The organism is Pseudomonas sp. BNK-45, from assembly GCF_047456255.1.
Lineage (GTDB): Bacteria > Pseudomonadota > Gammaproteobacteria > Pseudomonadales > Pseudomonadaceae > Aquipseudomonas.
Genome location: NZ_CP179909.1, coordinates 2,820,370 through 2,846,629, shown reverse-complemented (window position 1 = coordinate 2,846,629; position 26,260 = coordinate 2,820,370). Strand labels below are relative to the sequence as shown.

The following is a 26,260-nucleotide window of genomic DNA, read 5'->3' as shown; positions in this document are numbered from 1 at the left end:
TCGCCTTGTCAGCTGCTGCCGACCCGACCGGCAACCAAAGATGATCAGCTATGCTTGCGCAGCGAAGGGAAACGAAAGTGGTTCACCCCCCCATGGATATCAAGTTCACCAACCGCCTGTCCTATAAACAGGCCCGGCTCACCGTGCTGGTGGGGTTCATTCTGGGGACCGCGCTCAGTCTGCTGCAAATCGGCATCGATTATGCCAGTGAAGACGCCTCCATCAATCGTGAAATCCAGTCATTGCTGGAAATCAGCCACAACCCGGCCTCGCGTATTGCCTACAACATCGACGCCGAACTGGCCCAGGAGCTGACCCTGGGCCTGTTGCGCTCCCCGGCGATCATTCGCGCGCAATTGATCGACAACAACAATACCCTGCTGGCCAACGTCGAGCGCCCGCCGCAACAGAGCGGTTACCGGGCCCTGAGCGACTTCCTGTTCGGCGCCGACCGCCAGTTCGAGGACCGCCTGTACCTGAGCCACCTGCCGGAAGAATCCCTGGGCACCCTGCACCTGGACGTGGACACCTATGCCTTCGGCAGTCGCTTCCTGCGCCGCGCCGAGGTCACCCTGATCAACGGTTTTGCCCGCAGCCTGATCCTCACCGGGATTCTCCTGGCCTTGTTCTACGTGATGCTGACCAAGCCGCTGGTGGGGGTGATCCGCGAGCTCAGCAGCCGCGATCCGCGCAGCCCGCAACAGACTCCGCTGGAATTCCCCCCGGGCCATGAAAACGATGAAGTCGGGGTGCTGGTCAAGGTCGCCAACCAGCAGTTCGAGATCATGGCCACGGAAATCCAGCAGCGCCGCATTGCCGAGAACCGCCTGACCGAGTACCTCGGGCAACTGGAAAACATCGTCTCGGCGCGTACCACCGAGCTCAAGGCCAGCAACGCCCGGCTCAGCCAGTCCAACGAAGAACTGGAGCTTGCCCGACGCACCGCGCTGGACATGGCCCAGGCCCGCGCCGCCTTCCTGGCCAACATGAGCCACGAGATCCGCACCCCGCTCAACGGCCTGCTGGGGATGATCGCCCTGGCCCTGGACAGCCCTCTGAACCCCGAACAGCGCCAGCAGCTGTCCATCGCCCACGACTCCGGCAAGGTGCTGGTGGAGCTGCTCAACGATATTCTCGACATGTCCAAGTTCGACGCCGGGCAGCTGGAACTGGAGCGCATTCCCTTCGATCTCGGGGTGCTGGTGGAGGACACCGCCAACCTGTTGTCGCAGAACGCCGCGGCCAGCGTGGAACTGGCCTGCCTGATCGCTCCGGACTTTCCGGCCCTGGTGCTGGGGGATCCGATGCGGGTGCGGCAGATCGTCAGCAACCTGCTGTCCAATGCCCTCAAGTTCACTCGCTTCGGCCGGGTCGATGTGCGCCTGAGCACGCAGGGTGACGGGGTGCGCATCGAGATCTGCGACACCGGCATCGGCATCGCCCAGGAAGCCCAGGTGAAGATTTTCCAGCCCTATACCCAAGCAGGCGCCGGCATCACCCGCCAGTACGGCGGCACCGGCCTGGGGCTGGCGCTGACCAACAACCTGTGCGAAGCCATGCACGGGCGCCTGACCATCAGTTCGGAAGTCGGTTTCGGCAGCCAGTTCTGCGCCGATCTGCCGCTGCCTTGCCATACGCCTTCGGCCCCGCCGCCGGCCTTGTCCGGAAAGGTCGTGGGCATTACCGATGCCGGTAGCGGCCTGGCCGAACTGCTCGACTCCCTGCTGCCGACCTGGGGCCTGGACTACCGGCGCTACGACATCGAGGCCTCGCTGGCCGGGATCAATCCCGACCTGCTGATCACCGATTGCCCGGAATGCCTGTTTGGCCTGCGCCCGGCCATCACCGCGCCGATCCTGCTGGTGACCGCCTATGGCAGCTTCCTGCCCAGCGAGGAGGCCAGCGCCCTGGCGCCACTGCAGCAACAGGCCCGTCCCCTGGCGCGCAATGCCCTGTATCAGACCCTGCGCCGTTCATTGCTGGCGGAAACCATCACCCTCAACGACGCCCAGTTGAACATGCCGACGCAGCGGCGTCGGGCCGACATTTTGCTGGTGGAAGACAACCCGGTGAACCAACTGGTGGCCAAGGGCATGCTGAGCAAACTCGGCTGCGCGGTGACCGTGGCCGCCCACGGTGCCGAAGCCCTCAACCAACTGGAGCACAACCGCTTCGATCTGGTGCTGATGGATTGCAACATGCCGGTCATGGACGGTTACGAGGCCAGCCGGCAGATCCGTCGCAGCGGACGCTGGCCGGACCTGCCGATCATTGCCCTGACCGCCAACGCCATGCCCGAGGAACGTGAACGCTGTCGGGCCGCGGGCATGAGCGACTACCTGGCCAAGCCATTTCGCCGCGAGGAACTGATCGCCCTGCTGGACCAGTGGGTGCCGACTACGACAAGGCTCTGATCTGCTGCAGCAGGTGATCGAGGCCGTCGCGCAAGGGATCAAGGTTGTCGAGATCGACGCCGCTGTCGCACAACAGCGCCGCCTTGAGCGGCGGCACCTGATCCCGCAGAGCCAGTCCGGCTTCGCTCAGGCTCAGGTGCACTTCCCGTTCATCGCGCCCGGAACGTTGGCGCTGCACCAACTGCAGTTGCTGCAAACGCTTGAGCAGCGGGGTCAGGGTTCCGGAGTCGAGCAACAGACGCTCCCCCAGGGCTTTGACGGTCGGCTGCGGCACAGGCGTCGCCTGCCACTCCCACAGCACCAGCATTACCAGATACTGCGGGTAGGTCAGGCCGAGGCGGTCGAGCATCGGCTTGTAACCACGCACCACCGCCCGCGAGGCGGCGTACAGCTTGAAGCACAGCTGGCGGTCGAGCTGGAGGGAGGCATCCACGGGCAGGTCGTTCATTTGAGCAGGGCTTCGATCTCGCGGGTCAGGTCCTGGGGCTTGGTCGCCGGAGCGAAGCGCTTGACCAGCTTGCCGTCCCGACCGATCAGGAACTTGGTGAAGTTCCACTTGATGCCCTGGGAACCGAGGACACCGGGCGCGCGCTTCTTCAACTGGACGAACAGCGGGTGGGCCGCGGCGCCATTGACGTCGATCTTCTTGAACAGCGGGAAGCTGACGCCATAGTTCAGCTCGCAGAACTCGGAAATCGCCCCTTCGTCACCCGGCTCCTGCTTACCGAACTGGTTGCAGGGAAAACCCAGCACCACCAGGCCCTGGTCCTTGTAGGTCTGCCACAACTGCTCAAGCCCCTTGTACTGAGGGGTGAAGCCACATTTGCTGGCGGTGTTGACCACCAGCACGGCCTTGCCGGCGAAGTCCGCCAGGGTCTTGTGTTCGCCCTTGATGGTGGTGCAGGGAATAGTCAGCAGCGAGTCGGTCATGGCAGCAATTCCACTCAGGATAAGAGTCGGTAAAAATAGCGCCCAATTAAATTGTGTGCAATTTAATTGATAAAAAGGCGACCCAAGAGTCGCCTTGTGCCCTAGCGCGGCGAGAGATCCAGGCACACCGAGTTGATGCAGTAACGCAGGCCGGTGGGTGGCGGACCGTCCGGAAAGACGTGGCCCAGGTGGGCATCGCACTTGGCACAGACCACTTCGGTGCGGATCATGCCGTGGCTCATGTCCCGGATCTCGACCATGGCGCTGTCGGCGATCGGCTCGTAGAAACTGGGCCAGCCGCAACCGGAGTCGAATTTGGCCCGGGAGTCGAACAGCGGCTCGTTGCAGCAGATGCAGTGATAGACGCCATCGGTCTTGGTGGCGTTGTACTTGCCCGAGAACGGGCGTTCGGTGCCTTTGAGCCGGCAGACGTTGTACTGCTCCGGATCGAGCATCGCCCGCCACTCTTCCAGGGTTTTTTCCAGCTTTTCCATGGTCCTTCCTCTGCAACGGAAAAAGCCCGATCTGTGTCTTTTCCACGGATCGGGCGGCACGTATGATTGCGCCTCGTCAGACGCCAGTCTGGCAGCCGCGTTACACCCATTCAAACGGATTTTGCCGCAGCCGGTGCGGGCTACAGGCCGGTGTGACACGGCAGGATTCCCAGTACGGTAGTTCATCCTCCGCCTGGATCGTTCATTTTCGGGAACACATCGCCATGCAGGTCAGCAAATCGAACAAGCTCGCCAACGTCTGTTATGACATTCGCGGCCCAGTGCTCAAGCACGCCAAGCGTCTGGAAGAGGAAGGCCATCGCATCCTCAAGCTGAACATCGGCAACCCGGCGCCCTTTGGTTTCGAAGCGCCGGACGAGATTCTCCAGGACGTGATCCGCAACCTGCCCACCGCCCAGGGCTACAGCGATTCTAAGGGCCTGTTCAGTGCGCGCAAGGCGGTGATGCAGTACTACCAGCAAAAGCAGGTGGAAGGCATCGGCATTGAAGACATCTACCTGGGCAACGGTGTTTCCGAGCTGATCGTGATGGCCATGCAGGCCCTGCTCAACAACGGCGACGAAGTGCTGGTGCCGGCCCCGGACTATCCGCTGTGGACCGCCGCGGTGAGCCTCGCCGGCGGCAACCCGGTGCACTACCTGTGCGACGAGCAGGCCAACTGGTGGCCGGACCTGGCCGACATCAAGGCCAAGATCACCCCGAATACCAAGGCCCTGGTGATCATCAACCCGAACAACCCCACCGGCGCCGTGTACCCCAAGGAAGTGCTGCTGGGCATGCTGGAACTGGCCCGCCAGCACAACCTGGTGGTGTTCTCGGACGAGATCTACGACAAGATCCTCTACGACGACGCCTTGCACATCTGCACCGCTTCCCTGGCACCGGACCTGCTGTGCCTGACCTTCAACGGCCTGTCCAAGTCCTACCGCGTAGCCGGTTTCCGTTCCGGCTGGGTGGCGATTTCCGGTCCCAAGCAACATGCCCTGAGCTATATCGAAGGCATCGACATGCTGGCCAACATGCGCCTGTGCGCCAACGTGCCCAGCCAGCACGCGATCCAGACCGCCCTGGGCGGCTACCAGAGCATCAACGACCTGGTGCTGCCGCCGGGCCGCCTGCTGGAACAGCGCAACCGCACCTGGGAGCTGCTCAACGACATTCCCGGGGTCAGCTGCGTGAAACCCATGGGCGCGCTGTATGCCTTCCCCCGGATCGACCCGAAAGTCTGCCCGATCCATAACGACGAGAAGTTCGTTCTCGACCTGCTGCTTTCGGAAAAACTCCTGGTGGTCCAAGGCACCGCCTTCAACTGGCCTTGGCCGGATCACTTCCGCGTGGTCACCCTGCCGCGGGTGGATGACTTGGAACAGGCCATTGGTCGGATCGGAAGTTTCCTCAAGTCCTACCGTCAGTAATCCGAATCACGCAGTGCGATCCTTACCCGGTCGCACTGCGATTAATTCAGCAACACATCTTCACTGCCCTGCACCACGCCCCTTCTATAAGCTTGCACTTTCCGCCCGGCCCATGGTCACAAACCCTGCACCGCAGCCGGTTGATTGCCCCATCCGACAATCGCTCGCGCCGCGTCAATGCAAGCGCCTAACACTGGGGCTAGACGACACAGTTTGAAATAGAAGCCGTATTGAATAGGCCGTTGCCGCACCTTATATACCCCGCAGTACGCTACATCTTTAGCTTGAGGAGATTTCTACAACCATGATGCGAATCCTGCTGTTTTTGGCCACTAACCTTGCGGTCGTGCTGATTGCCAGCATCACCCTGAGCCTTTTCGGCTTCAACGGGTTCATGGCGGCCAATGGGGTTGATCTCAACCTCAATCAGCTGCTGATTTTCTGTGCCGTCTTTGGTTTTGCCGGTTCGCTGTTCTCGCTGTTCATCTCCAAGTGGATGGCGAAGATGAGCACCAGCACGCAGATCATCACTCAACCGCGCACCCGCCATGAGCAATGGTTGTTGCAAACCGTTGAGCAACTGTCCCGCGAAGCCGGGATCAAGATGCCCGAAGTGGGTATTTTCCCGGCCTACGAGGCCAACGCCTTCGCTACCGGCTGGAACAAGAACGACGCCCTGGTAGCGGTCAGCCAGGGCCTGCTGGAGCGTTTCTCGCCCGATGAAGTGAAAGCCGTGCTGGCCCACGAGATCGGTCACGTTGCCAACGGCGACATGGTGACCCTGGCGCTGATCCAGGGCGTGGTGAACACCTTCGTGATGTTCTTCGCGCGGATCATCGGCAACTTCGTCGACAAGGTGATCTTCAAGAACGAAGAAGGCCAGGGCATTGCCTACTACGTAGCGACCATCTTCGCCGAGCTGGTCCTGGGCTTCCTGGCCAGCGCCATCGTCATGTGGTTCTCGCGCAAGCGTGAATACCGTGCCGACGAAGCCGGTGCCCGCCTGGCCGGCACCAACGCCATGATCGGCGCCCTGCAGCGCCTGCGTTCGGAACAGGGCCTGCCGGTGCATATGCCCGACACCCTGAACGCCTTCGGCATCAATGGCGGCATCAAACAGGGCCTGGCTCGCATGTTCATGAGCCACCCGCCGCTGGAAGAGCGTATCGACGCCCTGCGTCGTCGCGGCTGATCCGCTGCAAGGCCATACCCAAAAGGGCGACGCGAGTCGCCCTTTTGCATGGCCGCCAATAAAGCCTATTCACGGACACCTTGCTTGTTCAGGCGATAGACCCGCTCCACCAGCCGGGTCACGCCACCCTGGAGAAACTTCCAGCTCTCTCCCAAAATGTCGCGCTCCGTTTCGATCTGCAGCTGCCAGACATCACCCAGGCGCTGGTGAACTTCATCGTCGAGCACCGCGAATGGCGGCCCGTCCAGTTGCTCCTGGGCGTAGTCCATGGTTATCAGCAGCCCCTGGCTGCCCTCCGGCAGCAGGCCATTGAGGTGGGCGGTGTAGCGCTGCCGCATCGGCGGGGGTAAGGCAATCATGGCCGCACGGTCGTACAGGGCTGTGCAACCAGCCGTGTCCTCGGCAGTCAGGGCAAAGAAATCGCCGCACCAGAGCTGGATCGGACCCTGGGCATAAACCTTGAACTCTCCGTGCTGACTGATCTGAGGCTGCAACTGATGCTCACGGAAGAAATCCTCCACCGCCTTTTCCGCCAGCTCGATGCCCAGCACCTCGAAGCCCTGGTCGGCGAGCCAGATCAGGTCCAGGCTCTTGCCGCACAACGGCACCAGCACACGGGTTTGTGCTGCCAGCCCCAGAGCCGGCCAGTACTGCTGCAGGTAGGGGTTGACCTCTGCCAGGTGAAAGCCGATCTGATCCCGCTCCCAACGCTTGTGCCAAAAGTCCGCTTGCATGAGAAGTCCTTAAAATTCGATCAAAAAGCGCTAAAACTTATATTAGATTTAGATCAATGATCTGATTGAAGATGGCGCATCTTAACCTTCAGGACCTTCCTCATGCTCCCCAGCCTGTTTATCTCCCATGGTTCTCCCATGCTGGCCCTGGAACCCGGTGCCAGTGGTCCCGCCCTGGCCAACCTGGCGGCACAGCTGCCACGCCCCAAGGCGATCCTGGTGGTTTCAGCCCATTGGGAAAGCCAGGATCTGCGGGTCAGCGCCCAGCCTCATCCGGAAACCTGGCATGACTTCGGCGGCTTCCCAGCCGCCTTGTTTGCCGTGCAATACCCGGCTCCCGGCGATCCTGAACTGGCGGCACAAGTGGTGGAGCTGCTCAAGGCCGACGGCCTGCCGGCGCAGCTGGACAACCAGCGCCCCTTCGACCACGGCGCCTGGGTGCCGCTGTCGCTGATGTACCCGCAAGCGGACATCCCGGTGATCCAGCTATCGCTGCCCACTCGTCTGGGCCCGGCACTGCAGACCCGCATCGGCCACGCCCTGGCAGGCCTGCGGCAACAGGGCGTGTTGCTGATCGGCTCCGGCAGCATCACCCACAACCTGCGGGAACTGGACTGGCACGCCGGCCCGGAAAGCGTGGAGCCCTGGGCCAAGGCCTTTCGTGACTGGATGATCGAAAAACTGGCGGCCAATGATGAAGCGGCCCTGCATGATTACCGGCAGCAGGCACCGCATGCCGTGCGCAGCCATCCCAGCGATGAACACCTGCTGCCGCTGTACTTCGCCCGAGGTGCCGGTGGCGAATTCAGCGTGGCCCACCAGGGCTTCACCCTGGGCGCGCTGGGCATGGACATCTACCGCTTTGGCTGAAGCCTCAGCGCCAAGGCTGCTACACCGCCGCGCAGCAGCCGGCTTGCCGGCGAACAGTCCCGGCCCGAACTCCAGGCAAAAAAAATCCCCGAACCAGTCGGGGATTTTTTATGCCTGATCAATCAGCCCGAGGGCGGATCAATCTTCGCGGTAGCGACGCAGCTTCAGCTGCTTGCCAGCCACGCGAGTGTCCTTGAGCTTGGTCAGCAGACGGTCAAGACCGTCTTCCGGCAGCTCGACCAGACTGAAGCTGTCACGCACCTGGATGCGACCGATGGCTTCACGGGCCAGGCCGCCTTCGTTGAGGATCGCGCCCAAGAGGTTCTTGGCAGCGATACCGTCACGGGCACCCAGCGCGGTACGGCAGCGAGCACGGCCTTCGCCCAGAGGCATTGGCGCGCGACGCTCACGATCACCACGATCAGGACGATCGCCGGAACGCTCAGGACGATCACCACGTGGCGCGCTGTTGGGCACCAGTGGACGCTCTTTCTCGATGGCTGCCAGGTTCAGCGCTTGACCGTTGGTGGCCTTGCGCAGCAGGGCCGCGGCCAGGGCGCGCGGGCTGCAACCGATGTCGGCAGTCAGGCGATCCAGCAGCTCACCGTGGGTCGCTTCGGCATCAGCTACCAGCGGCGACAGGCTGTTGGTCAGTTTCTTGATGCGGGCATCAAGAACGGCCTGGGCGTCCGGCAGGCGAACTTCGGCAACCTTCTGACCGGTCACACGCTCGATCACTTGCAGCATGCGGCGCTCACGCGGAGTCACCAGCAGCAGCGCACGACCTTCGCGACCGGCACGGCCGGTACGGCCGATACGGTGCACGTAGGATTCCGGGTCGTACGGCATGTCCACGTTGAATACGTGGGTGATGCGCGGTACGTCCAGACCACGAGCGGCGACGTCGGTGGCCACAACGATGTCCAGACGACCATCCTTGAGGGAGTCGATCACGCGCTCACGCTGGTTCTGGGCAATGTCACCGTTCAACGCAGCGGCCTTGTAGCCTTTGGCTTCCAGGGCACTGGCCAGGTCCAGGGTCGCTTGCTTGGTGCGCACGAACATGATCAGGGCGTCGAAATCTTCAACTTCCAGCAGGCTCAGAACGGCAGAGGTCTTCTGGTCAGCGTGAACCAGCAGGTGAGCCTGCTCGATCGCGGTGACGGTCTGGGTCTTGCTCTGGATCTTGACGTGTTTCGGGTCTTTCAGGTGACGCTCGGCAATGGCCCGGATCGACTGCGGCAGGGTGGCCGAAAACAGTACGGTCTGGCGGGACTCAGGCATGGCCTTGAAGATGACTTCCAGGTCATCCATGAAGCCCAGCTTGAGCATTTCGTCGGCTTCGTCGAGAACCAGGTGGTTCACGGTGGCCAACACTTTTTCGTCGCGACGCAGGTGGTCGCACAGACGGCCCGGTGTGGCGACAACGATCTGTGCGCCATTCCGGATTGCTTTCAATTGTGGGCCCATCGGCGCACCGCCGTAGACGGCCACAACAGTCACGCCCGGCATCTGCTTGGCGTAGGTTTCGAAAGCGGTTGCAACTTGCAGCGCCAACTCACGGGTTGGGGCCAGGATCAGAGCTTGCGGCTCGCGCTTGGACGGATCAATGCGGTGCAGGATAGGCAGGGCAAAGGCAGCGGTTTTACCGGTACCGGTTTGCGCCTGGCCAATCATATCGTGCCCGGCAAGGATGATCGGGATCGACTGCTGCTGAATAGCCGAAGGCTCTTCATAGCCGGTAGCGACTACTGCAGCAACAATATTGGGATGAAGTTCAAGAGCGGCGAAGCCGCCGATTTCCTGGGTCATGGGTCTGCCTCTAAGTGCATCCGCAAAGACCCATGCTCCAAAGCTGCGCATGCCGTGTAAGACTCAAGAGTCACCCTGGCAGCTTTGTCGGCGGGGATTTGCGAAAACGATTGGATGAATGGATCGTCAAGGATAGTCCGCGCAGCGGACAAGCAGCCGAAGCTGACTTCGGGGAATTGCATTACCTAAACGTGGCCCGGCTAAAGGCCGGCGCGCACTATACCGGAATTACTCAAAAAAGGGAGTTTTTTTTATCGGAAAAATCCGCTCAACGCCCGATGGTCACGGGCTTTGCGCAGACTCGAAGGGCGCGCTATTTTGCTTGGGCCCGCCGCTGTTGGTCGTCACCGCTAAAACGATTCACCCTGGTGCTTGAAAGCCGTCTCGCCCATTCCCTCTAACCCCTTGAGGATCGCGTCCATGAATCAGCCCAGTGCCAGCCGTGTCAGCCGCGAACTGCGCGGTCACCTATTCCTGATCGGCCTGGACCGGGTCGCCAAGCGCAATGCCTTCGACCTGGAGCTGCTCAACCAGCTGAGCCTGGCCTACGGCGAGTTCGAAGCCAGCAGCCAGGCGCGGATCGCCGTGGTGTTCGGCCACGGCGAGCACTTCACCGCGGGATTGGACCTGGCCAATGTCGGTGCCGCCCTGGCCCAGGGCTGGCAGGCACCACCCGGCGGCTGCGACCCTTGGGGCGTGTTCGCCGGACCGCGGGTGAGCAAGCCGGTGATCGTCGCCGTGCAGGGCTACTGCCTGACCATCGGTATCGAGCTGATGCTGGCGGCGGACATCAATCTGTGTGCCAGCAATACGCGCTTTGCCCAGATGGAGGTGCAACGCGGAATATTTCCCTTCGGCGGCGCGACCCTGCGCCTGCACCAACTGGCCGGCTGGGGCAATGCCATGCGCTGGTTGCTCACCGGCGATGAGTTCGACGCCCATGAAGCGCTGCGCCTGGGACTGGTGCAGGAGGTGATGGCCAGCGAAGACCTGCTGCCCCGGGCCGTGGAACTGGCCGAACGCATCGCCCGGCAAGCACCGCTGGGCGTGCAGGCGACGCTGATGTCGGCGCGTCAGGCCCGGCTTGAGGGCGAAACACTGGCCGCTCAGGGCCTGCCGCCGCTGGTGCACAAGCTGATGAACAGCGAGGACGCCAAGGAAGGTGTGCGAGCGATGATCGAGAAACGCCCCGGGGTGTTCAAGGGCTGTTGAATAGGCTGGCCGGCGGATCGTCTTCGCCGGCCAGCCGTGGCCTGGCAGGGGTTTAAGTGGCGGGGCGAATGGCCTTGATCAGCGGCTGCAGGGAGTAACCCAGGCGCGGGGCCAGGGCTTCGGCGCGGGCATTCAGAACTGGCAGATCGAGCGTCTGATCAAGATCGGAGGGCACGATCAAAATCACGTTGCCTTCCTTCACCGGCAGCTCCCAGTAATGCCGGTGATAGAGCCCGCGCAACAGCGCGGCGCCCAAGGGCTTGCCATCATCGGTGGCCCATTGGTTGATCACCAGCCAGCCCCCGGGATTGAGGCGCTTCTGGCAGTTTTCCAGAAACCCCCAGGCCAGATGGCCAACGCCGGGGCCGACATCGGTGTACAGGTCGACGAAGATCAGGTCGGCGGATTCGGCGCTGTCCAGCAGCTCCAGGGCATCGCCGATTCTTATATATAGACGCGGATCGTCGTCCAGCCCCAGGTACTCGATGGCCAGGCGCGGCACATCCGGACGCAGTTCGATGGCCTCGACGTCTTCCAGGGGCAAGAACTTCAGGCAGGCCTGGGTCAGGGTCCCGGCGCCCAGGCCGAGAAACAGCGCGCTCTCGGGGGCGGCATGACACAGGGCGCCGATCAGCATGGCCCGGGTGTAGTCGTACTCCAGCCAACTGGGGTCGGCGGTGAACACGCAGCTTTGCTCGATGGCGTCGCCAAATTCGAGGAAGCGGTAGTCCGCCACTTCCAATACCCGAATCATGCCGAACTCGTCATGAACCTCGGCGAGCACACGCTCGACGCGCTCCTCAGTCATTTCATCTCCTAGTCGCGGGGCCCGCAATCGGGCCGGCGCGAGAAACCAACCGCTCGGCAGCGAGCGGGAAAGGCGCGATTGTCGGCCAAGCGAGAGGAGCAGGTCACGCACTAATTTGCTGCTAACATACCCCTCCCACTGTAAAGTACTCGAGTCCGCGATGAGCCAACCCTGGAGCCCCGACAGCTGGCGCGCCCTGCCGATCCAGCAACAACCCCAGTACCCCGACGCCGCACGTCTGCTGCAGGTCGAGCAGACCCTGGCCAGTTATCCACCGCTGGTGTTTGCCGGTGAAGCCCGGGAGTTGCGCCGCCAGTTCGCCGAAGTTACCCAGGGTCGCGCCTTCCTGCTACAGGGCGGCGACTGCGCCGAAAGCTTTGCCGAATTCTCCGCGGCGAAGATCCGCGACACCTTCAAGGTGCTGCTGCAGATGGCCATTGTCATGACCTTTGCCGCCGGCTGCCCAGTGGTCAAGATCGGGCGCATGGCCGGGCAATTCGCCAAACCGCGCTCGGCCAACGACGAAACCATCAATGGCGTGACCTTGCCGGCCTATCGCGGCGACATCGTCAACGGCATCGGTTTCGATGAGAAAAGCCGGGTACCGGACCCGGACCGCCTGCTGCAGTCCTATCACCAGGCCACCGCCACCCTGAACCTGCTGCGGGCCTTTGCCCAGGGCGGGTTTGCCGACCTGCATCAGGTGCACAAGTGGAACCTGGATTTCATCGCCAACTCGGCCCTGGCCGCGAAGTACAGCCAGCTGGCGGACCGCCTCGATGAAACCCTGGCCTTCATGCGCGCCTGCGGCATGGACGGCTCGCCGCAACTGCGCGAAACCAGCTTCTTCACCGCCCACGAAGCGCTGCTGCTCAATTACGAGGAAGCCTTCGTCCGTCGCGACAGCCTGACCAACGACTACTACGACTGCTCGGCCCACATGCTGTGGATCGGCGACCGCACCCGCCAGCTCGACGGTGCCCACGTCGAGTTCCTGCGCGGGGTGAACAACCCGGTCGGGGTCAAGGTCGGCCCGAGCATGAACACCGAGGAACTGATCCGCCTGATCGATATCCTCAACCCGAGCAACGATCCAGGCCGGCTCAACCTGATCGTGCGCATGGGTGCCCACAAAGTCGGCGATCACCTGCCACAGCTGATCCGCGCGGTCGAGCGCGAAGGCAAGCAAGTGCTCTGGAGCTCGGACCCGATGCACGGCAACACCATCAAGGCCAGCAGCGGCTACAAGACCCGGGATTTCGCGCAGATCCTGAGCGAGGTCAAAGAGTTCTTCCAGGTGCATCAGGCCGAAGGCAGCTATGCCGGCGGCATCCATATCGAGATGACCGGACAGAACGTCACCGAGTGCATCGGCGGCGCCCGCCCGATCACCGAAGACGGCCTGTCGGACCGCTATCACACCCATTGCGACCCGCGGATGAACGCCGACCAGTCCCTGGAACTGGCCTTCCTGATCGCCGAGACGCTCAAGCAGGTCAAGCGTTGAGAAGCGCTTTCGCGGGCAAGCCCGCTCCTACAAGGGCAGCGTAGGAGCGGGCTTGCCCGCGAAGCTCATCACGCCATGACCTCACGCAGACGGCGTGCGCCGTCACGTCGGCAATTGAGCTGAATCTGCTCCAGCCCCAGCCAAGTGGCCATCTGCCGTAGCTGCCCGGCCAACGCCACCACCCCCTCCTCGTCCAGGCCTGGCGCCTCCTCATGCACCGCATGCACCGCCAGGCAGCCTTGGGCTCGCTCCGCCCGCAGGTCGATGCGGGCGACAATCCGCTCGTTGTGCAGGAACGGCAGCACGTAATAGCCATAGACCCGCTTGTGCCTTGGCGTGTAGATCTCCAGCCGATAGCGGAAGTCGAACAGCCGCTCGGTGCGACTGCGCTCCCAGATCAGCGAATCGAACGGTGAGAGCAACGCACTGGCGTCGACCTGGCGCGGCACCCTGACCTGCGGCAGACAGTAGGCCGGCTGGCGCCAGCCCTGCACTTCGCAGCTCAACAACTCGCCGGACTCCAGCAACTCCGCCAGCCGCGCACGGCTGTCGCCGGGATCCAGGCGAAAGTAGTCTCGCAGGTCCTTCTCCGTGGCCACGCCCAGGGCCCTGGCCGCGTGCACCAGCAAGCCGCGCTGGGCCTGGGCTTCGTCCAGCGGCGACTGCTGGAGAATGGCCGCCGGCAGCACCCGCTCCGGCAAATCGTAGAGCCGCTCGAAGCCACGACGCCCGGCCACCGTCACTTCACCGGCGGCGAACAACCACTCCAGGGCGTGCTTTTCATCGCTCCAATCCCACCAGGGCCCGGCGCGCTCCTCACGGGTGGAAAGGCTGCCGGCACCCAGCGCGCCCTGCTCTTGGACCGCCGCCAGAACCCGACGGACCGTGACCAGGCGCTCCTGGCCAAAACGCGCCAGCTGCGAATAGATGCCCTGCCCTTGCCGCGCCCGCTGCATCCGCCAGCGCAGCAACGGGTACATGGACATGGGCAGCAACGACGCCTCATGCCCCCAGTATTCGAACAAGGTGCGTTGCCGGCCCTGACTCCAGGCGGCCTGGTCGAGCAGCGCCTGTGGATAACTGCCCAGGCGGGAGAACAGCGGCAGGTAATGCGCCCGTACCAGGGCATTGACCGAATCGATCTGCAGCAGGCCCAGGCGCTCGATCTGTCGATTGAGCCCCGCGGCCTTGATCGTTGCCGGCGGCCGGCGCCCGCCGAACCCCTGGGCGGCCAGGGCCAATCGGCGAGCTTGTTTGAGTGAGAAAGAACATTCTGCGGGCATGGGGGAGTCTCCTTGTCTGCCCGCACGCTAGCGCACCGGGAACCGGCTTGTGTAGCACCCTTGCCGCTATTTATGCATTGGGTCGTCCCAGAACGGGCGGACCCGCTCATGCTCGACATCGACCCGCGTGAGCCCCAGGTCCTTCAACGCCTCATCGCTCAGCCCGGCCAGCATCCGGCGCTCGCGCCCAAGCTCATACCAGCGCAAGACCCGACGCCACAGGCCGCTGAAGGCCAGCGCCTGAAATGACAGCTTGTGGACCAGCACATAACCCTTTTGACCTTTCATCATCTTGCCCTCCAGTGGGGATGACGACAGTGTCTGCCGGGGCTTAAGATCAATCCAACGAATGTTTCTTATGCCATACATCTCAGGATTTGATGCAATGTCCCAGTTCCCCAGCATCGACACCGAAGTTCTGCGCACCTTCGTCGCCATCGCCGATGAAGGCGGTTTTACCCGGGCCGGCGAGCGGGTCAATCGCACTCAATCCGCGGTGAGCATGCAGATGAAGCGCCTGGAGGAAGACGTGCTGCAGCGCCAGCTGTTCCAGCGCGACGGGCGCCAGGTCAAGCTCACCGCCGAGGGCCAGGTGCTGCTGGGCTACGCCCGACGCATCCTGAAACTGCATAGCGAGGTGTTCAACACCCTGCGCGAGCCGCACATGGTGGGCCTGGTACGCATCGGCACCCCGGATGACTATGTGATGCGCTTTCTGCCGGGGATTCTGTCGCGCTTTGCCCAAAGCTACCCGCTGATCCAGATCGAGGTGCATTGCGAGTCGAGCAAACAGCTGTTGCAACGCCAGGACCTGGACCTGTCCATCGTCACCCGCGAGCCGGGCAGCGAGATCGGCCAACTGCTACGCAAGGAGCGCTTCGTCTGGGCCGTGGCCCAGTGCTTCAATCCCCACGAGCAAACACCTCTGCCCCTGGCAATGTTCAACAGCGACTGCTTCTGCCGGCTCTGGGCCTGCAACGCTCTGGACGCTGCGGGCCTGGACTACCGCATTGCCTACAACAGTTCCAGCCTGTCGGCGATCATGGCGGTGGTCAGCGCCGGGCTGGCGGTCACCGCCCAATTGGAAAGCCTGATCACCCCGGACATGCGCATCCTTGGCGAGGCACAGGGGCTGCCGCAACTGCCGGAAGCCAGCATCATGCTGGTGCGCAACCTCAACAATCCCTCCCCGATCACCGAGTGCCTGGCAGAGCACATCGTCGAAGGCTTCAAACTTTGAAGGCCAGCATCACGGCACACACCACCAGGAAACCGCAGAACAACCCACGCAACAGGCGCTCGGGCAAGGCATGAGCCACCTTCACCCCCCAACTGATGCTCAACAGACCGCCGGCCGCCAACGGCAGGCCGATCATCCAGTCCACCTGATGATGCAAGCCGTAGGTCACCAGGGTCACCCCGGTGCTCGGCAGCGCCAGGGCCAGGGACAGTCCCTGCGCCACCACCTGGGTGGTGCCGAAGATGCTGGTCAATACTGGCGTGGCCACTACCGCACCGCCCACGCCGAACAAACCGCCCATGGCCCCGGAAGCGGCGCCCAGAACCCCCAGCCAAGGCCAGGAATAACGCATCTGCGTGCTGGCCGGCGCGCTGCTCATGAACATGCGCAGCAGGTTGTAGGCCGACAGCACCAGGAGAAAGGCGACAAAGCCGATACGCATCTTCTGCGCGTCAATGCCCACCGCACAGATCGAGCCGAGCCAGGCGAAACAAAAGCCCATCAGCGCCAGCGGCAGGGCATGGCGCAGTTCGATGCGGTTGCGCTGGTGATAACGCCACAGCGCCAGCATCACATTGGGCACCACCATCACCAGCGCGGTGCCCTGGGCAATCTGCTGGTCCAGGCCGAACATGACCCCCAGCACCGGAATGGCGATCAAACCGCCACCGATCCCGAACAGACCGCCCACCGTGCCCAGGGCTGCGCCCAACAACAGATACATCACTAACTCGATCAAAGCGTCTCTCCTCACCCGAGAGCTGCATGCTACGCAGTCGGCCCTGGCTCGGAAACGCACAGCAACGCACAATGGCTGTGCCGTTTTCGCATAAGCGACCTGATCATGAATCCCAATATCCTCACCGAACAACTGGGGCTGTTTCTCGATGTGCTGGAAGCCGGGAGCTTTTCCGCCGCGGCCCGCCGTCATCCCCTGACCCCTTCCGCCGTGGCTCGGCGCATCGACAGCCTGGAAAATGCCGTGGGCACCCCACTGTTCATGCGCACCACCCACGCGGTAGTCGCTACTGCGGCGGGCCTGGCCTTCGCCGAACGGGCTCGGCGCATCGTCGCTGAACTGCAACTGGCTCGCGCCGAAGCGGTGTCCTTGAGCCACGCCCCGGAAGGCCTGATCCGCATCGATGCCCCGGCCGCCTTCGGTCGCCGCCATCTGGCACCGGCCATTGCCGACTTCCTGGCGCTCTATCCGGGGCTGGACGTGCAGTTGCACCTGATCGACAGCTTCGTCGACATGCAGGGCTCGCATCTGGGCAAGGTCGATCTGGTCCTGCGCGCAGGCCAGCGGGTGGATACGCGAATGGTCGCCACGTCCCTGGCCAGCATCGTGCGCATCGCCTGCGCCAGCCCGTCCTACCTGAAAAACCGCGGCATCCCGACCCATCCCGCCGAACTCAGCCAGCACGATGGCCTGGACTGGGACGGGCTGGCGCCGCTGTTTGCCTGGCGTTTCGAGCTTTATGGCCAGGTGCAGAGCCATCGCCCCCAGCGCATCCGCCTCAGTGCCAACAATGCCGAAGCGCTGCTTTCCGGGGCCCTGGCCGGCCTGGGGATTGCGCACCTGCCGACCTGGCTGGTGAGCGAATACCTGCTGCGGGGGGAACTGGTGCCGCTGTTCTGCGACGGCGGCCTGCCCAAGCCGGAAACCGCCGGCATCTACGCCTTGCGCATGGAACAGCATCCCAATGCCCGCAGCCGCTTGCTCCTGGAATACCTGAAGAGCCGTTTCAGCCCGATTCCACCCTGGGACCTGGCGCTGCAAAGCGCCATGGGCTAGGCCTGGGGGAAAATTATCTGGCGCATTAAAGACTCGCCCGCTAGATTCAGGACCATTAATGATCAAGGCCAGCCTCATGACCACCCAACCCTCTACCGCGGACACTTGCGAACAGCTGCTGCTGGATAACCAGGTATGTTTCGCCCTGCACTCCACATCGCTGCTGATGACCAAGGTCTACAAGCCATTGCTGCAGCGACTGGGTCTGACCTACCCGCAGTACCTGGCCATGCTGGTGCTCTGGGAGCGCGACGGACTGACCGTGGGCGAGATCAGCCAGCGGTTGCTGACCGATCCGGGCTCACTGACGCCACTGCTCAAGCGCCTGGAAGCCGAGGGCCTGCTGAGCCGGACCCGCAGCCGGGAAGATGAGCGGGTGGTGATTGTGCAACTGACCGAGCAGGGTCGCGCCCTCAAGGATCAGGCCCGGGAAATCCCCCAGTGCATCCTCGGCGCCAGCGGCCGCACGGTGGAGCAGTTGCGCCGGTTGCAGGAGGAGTTGCAGGTACTGCGGGGGCATTTGCAAGACAGCCTTTGAGGCGGCATGGATCAACCAGCTCTCAGCGGCGGGAGCTGGTTTTCGCAATGAAAATATATCTTTTTTAAAATCAACTGCTTGGCGCGAATTGATGGGCTTTTTGCGGTGTTCTCTGAAAAATTATCTTGCGCACTAAATATTGGCGCAGTACATTTATTTCGCACTTACTTGGCGCGCAAACTATTAGCGCAAAAACAATCGATACGAGGCTCTCGCCATGCAAACTCTCTACACCGCTGTTGCAACCGCCACGGGTGGCCGTGATGGTCGCGCCGTCTCCAGTGACAATATCCTCGACGTCAAACTGGCCACTCCTAAGGAGCTGGGCGGTGCCGGTGGGCAGGCCACCAACCCGGAACAGTTGTTCGCCGCCGGCTATTCCGCCTGCTTCATCGGCGCACTGAAGTTCGTGGCCAGCCAGAGCAAGCGCAAGATTCCGGACGACGCGTCGATCACCGCCCATGTCGGCATCGGTCAGATCCCTGGCGGCTTTGGCCTGGATATCGATCTGCATGTGCGCCTGCCCGGCCTGGCCCAGGATGAAGCGCAAAGCCTGGTGGACGCGGCGCATCAGGTCTGCCCCTACTCCAACGCCACCCGCGGCAACGTCGATGTGCGCTTGCACGTTAGCGTCTGAAGGGCAAACGCCAGGCATAAAAAAGCCCGACTCGAAGTCGGGCTTTTTCATGTACAAGGTCGAGCCAGGATCAAACCTTGGCGCGGCCCTTGTAGGAACCGCCTTCGCGGGTATCGATCTCGATCATGTCACCGATCTCGATGAAGTCCGCAACGCTCAGCTCGGTACCGTTTTTCAGTTTGGCAGGCTTCATCACCTTGCCCGAAGTGTCGCCGCGAGCGGAACCTTCGGTGTAGTCAACCTGACGCACGATGGTGGTCGGCAGGTCAACGGAAACCAGACGGTCTTCGAAGAACACGGCTTCGCAAACGTCGGTCATGCCTTCTTCGATGAACGGCAGAACCGCTTCGATGTCTTCGGCGTTCAGCTCGTACATGGTGTAGTCGGTGGTGTCCATGAACGTGTAGGTGTCACCGCTGATGAACGACAGGGTCGCTTCTTTGCGATCCAGGATCACGTCGTCCAGCTTGTCGTCCGCACCGTAAACGGTTTCGGTCTTGTAACCGGTCAGCAGGTTCTTCAGCTTGGTCTTCATGATCGCGCTGTTACGACCGGACTTGGTGAATTCAGCTTTCTGAACCAGCCAAGGATCGTTGTCGATACGGATCACGGTACCGGGTTTGAGTTCTTTACCAGTTTTCATTGCGAATATCCGAATTTGGATGGGATTTACAAAAATCTAGGCCGCGTATCATATCCAATTTAGGTAAAACTGCACCAGCGCCGCAGCAAGATCGGCCTGCAAGCCTTGTTCCAGACACCATTGCTCGGCATGTGCGGCGACTTCCGGCCAGTGTTGCAGCAGGTTTTTCCAGGGTTCGGCCATCGCGGCCTCGGTATTCCAGGCCTGCCACAGGGCCAGTACCGCCGCCTTGGCGCCCGGGGAAAGTGCCCGGGTGTACAGGGCAAGAAAGGCCTCGAGCTTGTCCAGGTGAATATCTTCGTCCTGGCGATAGATATGCCAGAGCATCGGCCGCCCGGCCCATTGTGCGCGCACGAAGGAATCCTCCCCGCGCACCGCGTTGAAGGCGCAGCACCACAGCAAACGGTCGTAATCTTCCTGGCGCACAAAGGGCAAGACCTGGACCGTCAGCGACTGACGTACCTGCAGACTGCCGACCGTCAGAGGTTCCACTCCCAGCCAGCGCTGCACGTCGCCCAGAATACGTCCTTCAGGCACCAGCAAATGAGTCGGTCGCGCATCGGCGGCCAACGCTTCCAGCCAACTGCCAAGGCCGGCGTTTTCGTAGGCAAACAGCGACATCAAGCGGCTATCGGCGGCGGGAGTCACTCCCAGGCCCTGCAGAAACTCCTGCTGGGCCTGGCGATCGGCCTGAAAATGCCGGCGGCGCTCAAGCAACCCGGCTTCGCGCAGCAAACCGCCCGTACCAGGCTGGAATCCGGGGAAGAAAAAGTACTTCTGTACGCCACGAAACTTCACTGACGGCAGGCCGTGACAGCCACTGACCCAGTCTTCCGCACTCAGGTAATCCAGGTTCAGCCACAGGGGCGCCCGCTCGCGATCAGCCATGGCCTCCATATAGGCGTGGGGCAACTGGCAGGCGAACGCGGCAATCACCACATCCGCGGCCGCCTCAGCCTGCCACTGGGCCGACCAGTGCCGCACCTCGACCCCATCCTGTTCCTGGCGCTGCCGCTGGGTGTCAATTTCCGGGCAAATCCTTTCAAAGGCCCGCAGATCATCGACCCACAAGCGCACCGCGCATTGATGCTCGGCCACCAACTGCCGGGCCAGACGCCAGGTCACGCCGATGTCGCCGTAGTTGTCGACGACGCTGCAAAAAATGTCCCAGGAGGCTTTCATTCCAGTCCCCGATTGGCAAAGGCGCCGATTGTCCGCATAAATGCTCCTGCGCAGAAGAGCCAACCTCGATTAATCTTCGTGCGACAATCAGCCCTCGCCCACTACCGCCCGCCAGGAGGCAACCATGTCCTATCGCCCGCCCGCTCGTCGCCCCTTGCGCATCAGCTTCAATGCCCTGGCGCTCAGCGGCAGCATTGCCCTGGGCTTGTGGCTGGGTTTTCTGGCGATTGCCCTGACTTGCTGGCTGGGTTCGCACTTTCTCTTCAGCCAGCAACTGGCCCCTGTGGCGCAAGCCGTACAGCAATTGGCGAAGCCGCCGGTAGTGGCGCCGGAGCCGCCCAATCGGATGTTCGAGCAATATCAGGAAAACCTGCGCAAGAACGAAGAACTGCAATCCCTGGATAACGCTCGCAGCAATCCGCGCAACCTGTCCAACCCCAAATGCCAGTTCTGGTTGCAGCAGGACCAGACCGCACCCAGTGACAAGAGCCGGGCCAATGTCCTGCAATTCTGTAATTGATCATGAATAAACAGTCTGTCTGCCAACTGATTCTGCAACAGCTCCGGGACGACCTGGAGGTCGCGGTACGGGCCGCACAAACCGCCTACGAAACCGCCACCCATGAAGAGAACATCGCCGAGAACAAGTACGACACGCTGGGACTTGAGGCGTCCTACCTGGCAGCCGGACAGGCTCGCCGGGTCGAGGAGATCCGCCAGGCATTGAGCCTCTGGCAAAACCTTGGCCTGCGTCCCTACGACGCGCAGTCAGGGATCCAGGTCGGCACGCTGTTGGGACTTGAGGATGAAAATGGCCGCGAACAATGGCTGTTTCTCGGTCCGGATGGAGCGGGCTTGAAAGTCCAGGTGGTCGGACAGCTGGTAACCGTCATCACCCCGCGCTCCCCGCTGGGCAAAAGCCTGTTGGGCAAGTTCGAGGAGGATGAGGTGGAAATCGTGGTGGCGGGGACTCGGCAACACTTCACTGTCACCGAGGTCCGCTAGGATCAGTGAACCGGCAGTTCGACGCCGTCGAACAGTTCTTCCAGTTCCTGCTTGTTGTGGCAGGCAATGGCCTTGGCCATGACTTCGCGAGTCAGGTGCGGAGCGAACTTCTCGATGAAGTCGCACATGAAACCGCGCAGGAAGGTGCCGCGACGGAAACCGATCTTGGTGATGCTCGACTCGAACAGCTCACTGGCATCCAGGACCACCAGGTCGCTGTCGAGCTTGGTGTCGACGGCCATCTTGGCCACGATGCCCACGCCCAGCCCAAGGCGCACATAGGTCTTGATCACGTCGGCGTCGGCGGCGGTGAACACCACCTTTGGCGTCAGGCCGCGATGACTGAAGGCTTCGTCGAGCTTGGAGCGGCCGGTGAAACCGAACACGTAAGTGACGATCGGGTACTCGGCCAGGGTTTCCAGAGTCAGTTTCGGCAACTTGGTCAGCGGGTGGCCCTGTGGCACCACCACGCAACGGTTCCAGCGGTAGCACGGCATCATCACCAGATCGCCAAACAACTCCAAGGCCTCGGTAGCGATGGCGAAATCCACGGTGCCGTCGGCGGCCATTTCGGCGATCTGCATCGGTGAGCCCTGGTGCATGTGCAGGGCCACATCCGGGTATTGCTTGATGAAGCTGCTGATCACCGGAGGCAAGGCGTAACGCGCCTGGGTGTGAGTGGTGGCAATCGACAAGGTGCCTTTCTTCTCGTTGGAGAACTCCTGGGCGATCTGCTTGATGCTTTCGACCTTGCGCAAGATCTCGCCAGCGGTAGTGATGATCCGCTCGCCGGCCGGGGTCACCCGCGTCAGATGCTTGCCACTGCGGGCGAAGACCTCGACCCCGAGCTCGTCCTCGAGCAGACGGATCTGCTTGCTGATACCCGGTTGCGAGGTGTAAAGGCTTTGCGCGGTGGCTGAAACGTTGAGGTCGTGGTGCGCCACTTCCCAGATGTAGCGCAATTGTTGAAGCTTCATATGAATCCCTCAAAGCAGGTAGACGCCACGGGTATCAGCGACGGTATATAACTATATTAATGGTCAGGAGAATAAATCTAGAACTTTTATTCAGATTTTTCCATTCCGCCCTCAGGCATCCCCCTGCCGTCGACGCTGGACCAGCGGCACCAGGTAAACCGGCACTTTGGACAACTGCAAAACCCGTGATGCGGTGCGCCCCAGAGGAGTTTGCGCACCGACCCCGTGGCTGTGACTTCCTACGATCAGCAAATCCACCGAGAGTTTCCCCGCCTGCTCCAGAATCACTTGGGACGGATCCCCCTGAAGCACCCGCACCGACTGGATCAAGCTCAGGTCGTGCATGCCTTCACCCAGCTCCTCGCGAAAACTGTCCAGTACCCGCTGTTCGATATTGGCCATCACGGTGCTCAGGCCCTGGCGATGAAACTCGTTCAGCGACTGCTCGTCCAGATAGCTCTGCAACACCGATTCGGCGAACAATCCCATGGGCTCCACAGCGTGCACTACATGTAAGTCGGCATTGAACGTTCGAGCCAGCTCCAGGGCATGCTGCATGACAAAGGGAGCGTACAGACCGAGGTCCGTGGCATACAGCATCGAACGAATCATATGACCTCCTCAACTGCCAAGATGGCGGAGATGGATTCAGCTTAGCAGTGCCAGGAACTGTGGGAGGCTGGAGGCAAAACCACCAGGTTTCGGGCTCAAGTCCTGGCTTCGTTGCTGATGCCATGAGGCACATGACCGGTAGCGACCACCTCGCGAGCGGACTCGCAATGACCGGCCTGGTCGTCGAAAAAAACATCGGCGGCGAAGGCTTCGAGAAAGGCCGCTTTCTCCAGGCCGCCCAGGAACAGGGACTCGTCGAGACGGATGTTCCACTCGCGCAAGGTGCGAATGACCCGCTCATGGGCCGGTGCCGAGCGGGCGGTGACCAGGGCCGTGCGGACCGGGCAGGCGTCGTCGGCAAACTCGCCCTGAAGCAGATTCAGCGCCGCCAGAAACCCCTTGAAAGGTCCTCCGGGCAGAGGCTCACGCGCCGACTGCCGCTCACTGGCCTGAAACGCTTCCAGACCTGCGGCCTGGTAGACCCGTTCCGAGTCGTCGGAAAACAGCACCGCATCGCCATCGAAGGCGATGCGCAGTTCGCCATTGGCAGCGCGTCGGGCCCCACCGGAAAGGATCGTTGCAGCGGCGAATCCGGCCTCCAGTGCGCTGCGGACATCGTCGGCATGAGTGGAGAGAAACAGATCGCTGCCGAAGGCTGCCAGGTAGGGATAGGGACTGCGCCCCCCCACAAATGCCGCACGGGAGATACCCAGGCCGTAATGTTCAATCGAGTTGAACACCCGCAGGCCGGTGTCGGCACTGTTGCGCGACACCAGCACCACTTCGACCCGCGCCCGGCCCAGGCTGGCATTCAGGCTCAGGAGTTTCTTCACCAATGGAAAGGCATCGCCTGGCTCAAGAATCTCGTCCTCGTGCTCGATCTGATATTGCCGATAGGCTTCGACGCCCTGGGCCAGATAGACCTTATGGCTTTCGCTCAGGTCGAACAAAGCGCGCGAAGAGATTGCCACCACCAGTTTGCCATCCAGTCCCTTTGCCATACCGCGCCCCCTTCAGGTCATAAGCTCAAACATGGTGCCGGTCGATAAAACACAGGCTCTGGTACAACGCCCGGATTTTCGGCAACTCGCAACCCGCGGCCCGTGCCGCTGCCAAAGGTGCAGCATAAATAGCCGCCAACTCCAGAGGGCGCTGATGCAGGAAATCGTGGTACATGCTCGGCCAATAATCGGGCATGTGCTCAGTGGACCTGAACAGTTGCTGTGCATAAGCCTCAGGGATCACATGACCGCAAGCCGCAGCCCCCTGCAAGACTTCCTGCATCAGGTCCTGAATCAGCTCGCGACTGGCCGGGTCGGCCATAAGCGGCGTGGTGCTGGCCTTGAGCAGCACCGACAGGCCGTTGTACGGCACATTCCACACCAGCTTCTGCCAGCGCGCCTGATGCAGATTGTTCATGGCCTGGGAGTCGAGCCCGGCAGCACGAAACAACGCCGCCCCCTCCTCGACCAGCGCCTGGCTCAGGGCCGGATCGGCACTGGACGGACCACTGTGGTAACCCAGGTTCACCGCCCCCAGAGCCTGGTGTTCGATCTGGCCGGGGCCCGCGCGATGCACGCAGATAAAGCACAAGCCGCCTAATAGATGCAGCGTGTCGGGGAGCTCGGCACGCAAGGCGTCCTCCACGTCCAGCCCGTTTTGCAGCAACAGCACCTTGGCCCCAGGCGCCGCCGCCTGGATGATCGCCGGCGCCAACTGGAGATTGTTGGTGGTCTTGGCGCCCACCAGCAGCCAGTCACAAGGTGGCATCTCTTCGGCACTGGCGTATGCCTGCACCGGCTTCAGGCTCAACACCCCATGCTGGGCGCTATTGACCCGCAGTCCCTGCTCCACCACCGCGGAGAACTCGCTGCGCAGCAGAAAATGCACGTCGAAACCGGCCCGCGCCAGCATCACCCCGTAAAAACCTCCGATCGCTCCGGTTCCGATAATGCCTATACGCGGCTTACGGTCTGCACCCATCAAGGCAACTCCTCTAGCATTCGATTGAGCGCCTGACGCAGGCCCGCAATGAGCGCATTGGGCGTCAGCCGCGATTCTAAGGATCCATAAAACTCACCGTCGCGCACCACGAACAGCGCCGGCAGGTGAAACACTTGATAGCGCTCCACTGCCCCACCGTTGTCGCCCGCATCGACCCAGCACAGGCGCGCGACCGGCAGTCCCATCCCGGGCAGCTGTGATCGTGCCCAGCGACAACCGGAGCAACCGGGGGAGGTGAAAACCACCAGGGAAACGCCATCAAGGCTCAGTAATTGCTGGTCGATATCGAAGTCGGTCAGTTCCAATTCGATCACTATACTGGGGGAAATAATGTCAAATGGACGACACTCGGAGTCTGCGGTCATGGGACGTTTTCTGCCTCATCCTGATGATGTTCCGGTTGAACTGACCCTGCGCAAGTACGCCTGCATTTCGCGCCAGCGGTTGCACACTATCAGCCTCGGTGGCATGGCGTGCAATTACCACCGCGCCTGGCGCCACGGCACCGCGCTGGAAGTGCACATGCCCTCGCTGGGGGAAAACGCACGCTACAACGGTTATGTTGCCTGGTGCCTGAAACGCAAGCGCGGCTATCTGGTGGGTATCGCCTTCGTCGATGAGCAAACCCTGTTCAGCGCTCGCATGGGCGAGCAGGTGTGCCAGATCGCCCGCTACTGCCGCCTGCATGAACCGCTAAGCGAACAGCAATGCATCGAAGCCCTGGCTCTGGATTGGGTCGAACGGCATGCAGAAGACTATTCGCAAGACCGCGTACACCAGGCTTTTGTGCAGCCTTAGCCCAATAAAACCGCCCCTTGCCCATTGTAGAGTCACCGGCTAACGCGCTAAGGTTCCGCTCCCCGACGCGCTCAAATCCGCTGTGCTCCGCCGCGCGGGGATCGCTGGCGGCCGGCACCCGTGACCTGACGAGTAAC

29 protein-coding genes and 1 pseudogene are annotated in these 26,260 nt (G+C 62.1%); 14 read left to right on the top strand and 16 right to left on the bottom strand.

Going from position 1 to position 26,260, the window contains the following annotated elements:
* Positions 1-92 precede the first annotated feature (92 nt).
* Positions 93-2,414, top strand: coding sequence for a response regulator (locus ACMGG8_RS13430; protein WP_060840405.1), 2,322 nt, complete (start codon positions 93-95; stop codon positions 2,412-2,414).
* Here the strand turns inward: ACMGG8_RS13430 and ACMGG8_RS13425 are convergent.
* The 3 genes from ACMGG8_RS13425 to msrB all read right to left on the bottom strand — a co-directional run bounded on the left by ACMGG8_RS13425 (position 2,398) and on the right by msrB (position 3,838).
* Positions 2,398-2,862 (bottom strand): MarR family winged helix-turn-helix transcriptional regulator, encoded by a 465-nt coding sequence (locus tag ACMGG8_RS13425; RefSeq protein ID WP_060840406.1) that lies wholly within the window; start codon positions 2,860-2,862, stop codon positions 2,398-2,400. The genes ACMGG8_RS13430 and ACMGG8_RS13425 overlap by 17 nt on opposite strands.
* Entirely contained in the window at positions 2,859-3,344 is a 486-nt protein-coding gene (locus tag ACMGG8_RS13420; protein WP_060840407.1) for a glutathione peroxidase, read from the bottom strand. The genes ACMGG8_RS13425 and ACMGG8_RS13420 overlap by 4 nt, the downstream gene beginning before the upstream one ends.
* Positions 3,345-3,445: 101 nt before the next feature.
* Complete coding sequence (gene msrB / locus ACMGG8_RS13415; RefSeq protein WP_060840408.1) at positions 3,446-3,838, bottom strand: peptide-methionine (R)-S-oxide reductase MsrB; 393 nt, start codon at positions 3,836-3,838, stop codon at positions 3,446-3,448.
* Between the two features lie 224 nt (positions 3,839-4,062).
* On the opposite strand from msrB, the gene ACMGG8_RS13410 reads away from it, so the two are divergent.
* Together ACMGG8_RS13410 and htpX are read left to right on the top strand one after the other, a co-directional pair.
* Positions 4,063-5,274, top strand: a complete 1,212-nt coding sequence (locus ACMGG8_RS13410; protein ID WP_414159700.1) for a pyridoxal phosphate-dependent aminotransferase — start codon at positions 4,063-4,065, stop codon at positions 5,272-5,274.
* Between the two features lie 304 nt (positions 5,275-5,578).
* Positions 5,579-6,466, top strand: coding sequence for a protease HtpX (gene htpX, locus ACMGG8_RS13405; protein WP_016965069.1), 888 nt, complete (start codon positions 5,579-5,581; stop codon positions 6,464-6,466).
* Positions 6,467-6,531: 65 nt separating this feature from the next.
* On the opposite strand, the gene ACMGG8_RS13400 is transcribed toward htpX, so the two are convergent.
* A complete protein-coding gene (locus tag ACMGG8_RS13400; RefSeq protein WP_414159699.1) occupies positions 6,532-7,200 on the bottom strand; it encodes a thiopurine S-methyltransferase in 669 nt (222 codons plus the stop codon).
* 102 nt (positions 7,201-7,302) lie between these two features.
* Here ACMGG8_RS13400 and ACMGG8_RS13395 point away from each other — a divergent pair, with 102 nt between their 5' ends.
* Entirely contained in the window at positions 7,303-8,070 is a 768-nt protein-coding gene (locus ACMGG8_RS13395) for a DODA-type extradiol aromatic ring-opening family dioxygenase (protein ID WP_414159698.1), read from the top strand.
* 138 nt (positions 8,071-8,208) lie between these two features.
* Here the strand turns inward: ACMGG8_RS13395 and ACMGG8_RS13390 are convergent.
* Positions 8,209-9,916 (bottom strand): annotated as a pseudogene (locus ACMGG8_RS13390) (DEAD/DEAH box helicase).
* 76 nt (positions 9,917-9,992) lie between these two features.
* Here ACMGG8_RS13390 and ACMGG8_RS13385 point away from each other — a divergent pair.
* Both ACMGG8_RS13385 and ACMGG8_RS13380 read left to right on the top strand, forming a co-directional pair.
* Positions 9,993-10,283: a hypothetical protein gene (locus tag ACMGG8_RS13385; protein ID WP_164990744.1), complete on the top strand. Its 291-nt coding sequence runs from the start codon at positions 9,993-9,995 to the stop codon at positions 10,281-10,283.
* A gap of 19 nt (positions 10,284-10,302) precedes the next feature.
* Complete coding sequence (locus ACMGG8_RS13380; protein WP_016968523.1) at positions 10,303-11,094, top strand: crotonase/enoyl-CoA hydratase family protein; 792 nt, start codon at positions 10,303-10,305, stop codon at positions 11,092-11,094.
* Between the two features lie 52 nt (positions 11,095-11,146).
* On the opposite strand, the gene ACMGG8_RS13375 is transcribed toward ACMGG8_RS13380, so the two are convergent.
* A complete protein-coding gene (locus ACMGG8_RS13375; RefSeq protein ID WP_414159697.1) occupies positions 11,147-11,902 on the bottom strand; it encodes a spermidine synthase in 756 nt (251 codons plus the stop codon).
* Positions 11,903-12,062: 160 nt separating this feature from the next.
* Here ACMGG8_RS13375 and ACMGG8_RS13370 point away from each other — a divergent pair, with 160 nt between their 5' ends.
* On the top strand, positions 12,063-13,409 hold the full coding sequence (locus tag ACMGG8_RS13370) for a class II 3-deoxy-7-phosphoheptulonate synthase (protein WP_414159696.1): 1,347 nt from the start codon (positions 12,063-12,065) through the stop codon (positions 13,407-13,409).
* Between the two features lie 68 nt (positions 13,410-13,477).
* Here ACMGG8_RS13370 and ACMGG8_RS13365 read toward each other — a convergent pair whose 3' ends face one another.
* Together ACMGG8_RS13365 and ACMGG8_RS13360 are read right to left on the bottom strand one after the other, a co-directional pair.
* The gene (locus ACMGG8_RS13365) at positions 13,478-14,692 is read right to left on the bottom strand and encodes a winged helix-turn-helix domain-containing protein (protein ID WP_414159695.1); all 1,215 of its coding nucleotides are present in this window, start codon (positions 14,690-14,692) and stop codon (positions 13,478-13,480) included.
* Positions 14,693-14,758: 66 nt separating this feature from the next.
* On the bottom strand, positions 14,759-14,980 hold the full coding sequence (locus ACMGG8_RS13360) for a DUF1127 domain-containing protein (protein ID WP_414159936.1): 222 nt from the start codon (positions 14,978-14,980) through the stop codon (positions 14,759-14,761).
* 97 nt (positions 14,981-15,077) lie between these two features.
* Here ACMGG8_RS13360 and ACMGG8_RS13355 point away from each other — a divergent pair, with 97 nt between their 5' ends.
* Positions 15,078-15,932 (top strand): LysR substrate-binding domain-containing protein, encoded by an 855-nt coding sequence (locus ACMGG8_RS13355; protein ID WP_060840414.1) that lies wholly within the window; start codon positions 15,078-15,080, stop codon positions 15,930-15,932.
* On the opposite strand, the gene ACMGG8_RS13350 is transcribed toward ACMGG8_RS13355, so the two are convergent.
* A complete protein-coding gene (locus ACMGG8_RS13350) occupies positions 15,922-16,671 on the bottom strand; it encodes a sulfite exporter TauE/SafE family protein (protein WP_414159694.1) in 750 nt (249 codons plus the stop codon). The two genes, ACMGG8_RS13355 and ACMGG8_RS13350, sit on opposite strands and share 11 nt — an antisense overlap.
* 105 nt (positions 16,672-16,776) lie before the next feature.
* On the opposite strand from ACMGG8_RS13350, the gene ACMGG8_RS13345 reads away from it, so the two are divergent.
* The 3 genes from ACMGG8_RS13345 (at position 16,777) to ACMGG8_RS13335 (ending at position 18,902) form a co-directional block, all read left to right on the top strand.
* Positions 16,777-17,727, top strand: coding sequence for a LysR family transcriptional regulator (locus tag ACMGG8_RS13345; RefSeq protein ID WP_414159693.1), 951 nt, complete (start codon positions 16,777-16,779; stop codon positions 17,725-17,727).
* A gap of 76 nt (positions 17,728-17,803) precedes the next feature.
* Positions 17,804-18,265 (top strand): MarR family winged helix-turn-helix transcriptional regulator, encoded by a 462-nt coding sequence (locus ACMGG8_RS13340; protein WP_060841991.1) that lies wholly within the window; start codon positions 17,804-17,806, stop codon positions 18,263-18,265.
* A 217-nt stretch (positions 18,266-18,482) separates the two neighbouring features.
* Complete coding sequence (locus ACMGG8_RS13335) at positions 18,483-18,902, top strand: organic hydroperoxide resistance protein (protein ID WP_060840417.1); 420 nt, start codon at positions 18,483-18,485, stop codon at positions 18,900-18,902.
* A gap of 70 nt (positions 18,903-18,972) precedes the next feature.
* Here the strand turns inward: ACMGG8_RS13335 and ACMGG8_RS13330 are convergent, their stop codons facing one another.
* Both ACMGG8_RS13330 and earP read right to left on the bottom strand, forming a co-directional pair.
* Positions 18,973-19,545 carry an elongation factor P gene (locus tag ACMGG8_RS13330; RefSeq protein WP_007931398.1) on the bottom strand — a complete coding sequence of 191 codons (573 nt, stop codon included), beginning with the start codon at positions 19,543-19,545 and terminating at the stop codon, positions 18,973-18,975.
* A 48-nt stretch (positions 19,546-19,593) separates the two neighbouring features.
* Positions 19,594-20,727, bottom strand: coding sequence for an elongation factor P maturation arginine rhamnosyltransferase EarP (gene earP, locus ACMGG8_RS13325; protein WP_414159692.1), 1,134 nt, complete (start codon positions 20,725-20,727; stop codon positions 19,594-19,596).
* A 124-nt stretch (positions 20,728-20,851) separates the two neighbouring features.
* On the opposite strand from earP, the gene ACMGG8_RS13320 reads away from it, so the two are divergent.
* Together ACMGG8_RS13320 and ACMGG8_RS13315 are read left to right on the top strand one after the other, a co-directional pair.
* The gene (locus ACMGG8_RS13320; protein WP_060844285.1) at positions 20,852-21,247 is read left to right on the top strand and encodes a hypothetical protein; all 396 of its coding nucleotides are present in this window, start codon (positions 20,852-20,854) and stop codon (positions 21,245-21,247) included.
* 2 nt (positions 21,248-21,249) lie between these two features.
* The gene (locus ACMGG8_RS13315; protein WP_060840420.1) at positions 21,250-21,732 is read left to right on the top strand and encodes a GreA/GreB family elongation factor; all 483 of its coding nucleotides are present in this window, start codon (positions 21,250-21,252) and stop codon (positions 21,730-21,732) included.
* A 2-nt stretch (positions 21,733-21,734) separates the two neighbouring features.
* Here the strand turns inward: ACMGG8_RS13315 and cysB are convergent, their stop codons facing one another.
* The 5 genes from cysB to ACMGG8_RS13290 all read right to left on the bottom strand — a co-directional run bounded on the left by cysB (position 21,735) and on the right by ACMGG8_RS13290 (position 25,690).
* Positions 21,735-22,709, bottom strand: a complete 975-nt coding sequence (gene cysB, locus ACMGG8_RS13310; protein ID WP_011062541.1) for an HTH-type transcriptional regulator CysB — start codon at positions 22,707-22,709, stop codon at positions 21,735-21,737.
* A 111-nt stretch (positions 22,710-22,820) separates the two neighbouring features.
* Positions 22,821-23,321, bottom strand: coding sequence for a universal stress protein (locus ACMGG8_RS13305; protein ID WP_060840421.1), 501 nt, complete (start codon positions 23,319-23,321; stop codon positions 22,821-22,823).
* A gap of 95 nt (positions 23,322-23,416) precedes the next feature.
* Positions 23,417-24,322, bottom strand: a complete 906-nt coding sequence (locus tag ACMGG8_RS13300; RefSeq protein ID WP_060840422.1) for a 5'-nucleotidase — start codon at positions 24,320-24,322, stop codon at positions 23,417-23,419.
* 25 nt (positions 24,323-24,347) lie between these two features.
* Positions 24,348-25,304 carry a putative 2-dehydropantoate 2-reductase gene (locus tag ACMGG8_RS13295; protein WP_414159691.1) on the bottom strand — a complete coding sequence of 319 codons (957 nt, stop codon included), beginning with the start codon at positions 25,302-25,304 and terminating at the stop codon, positions 24,348-24,350.
* Positions 25,304-25,690, bottom strand: coding sequence for a thioredoxin family protein (locus ACMGG8_RS13290; protein ID WP_414159690.1), 387 nt, complete (start codon positions 25,688-25,690; stop codon positions 25,304-25,306). Before ACMGG8_RS13290 ends, ACMGG8_RS13295 begins: the two co-directional genes overlap by 1 nt.
* Between ACMGG8_RS13290 and ACMGG8_RS13285 the strand changes: the two genes are divergently transcribed.
* Entirely contained in the window at positions 25,689-26,123 is a 435-nt protein-coding gene (locus tag ACMGG8_RS13285) for a PilZ domain-containing protein (RefSeq protein ID WP_060840425.1), read from the top strand. The genes ACMGG8_RS13290 and ACMGG8_RS13285 overlap by 2 nt on opposite strands.
* Positions 26,124-26,260: the final 137 nt, after the last annotated feature.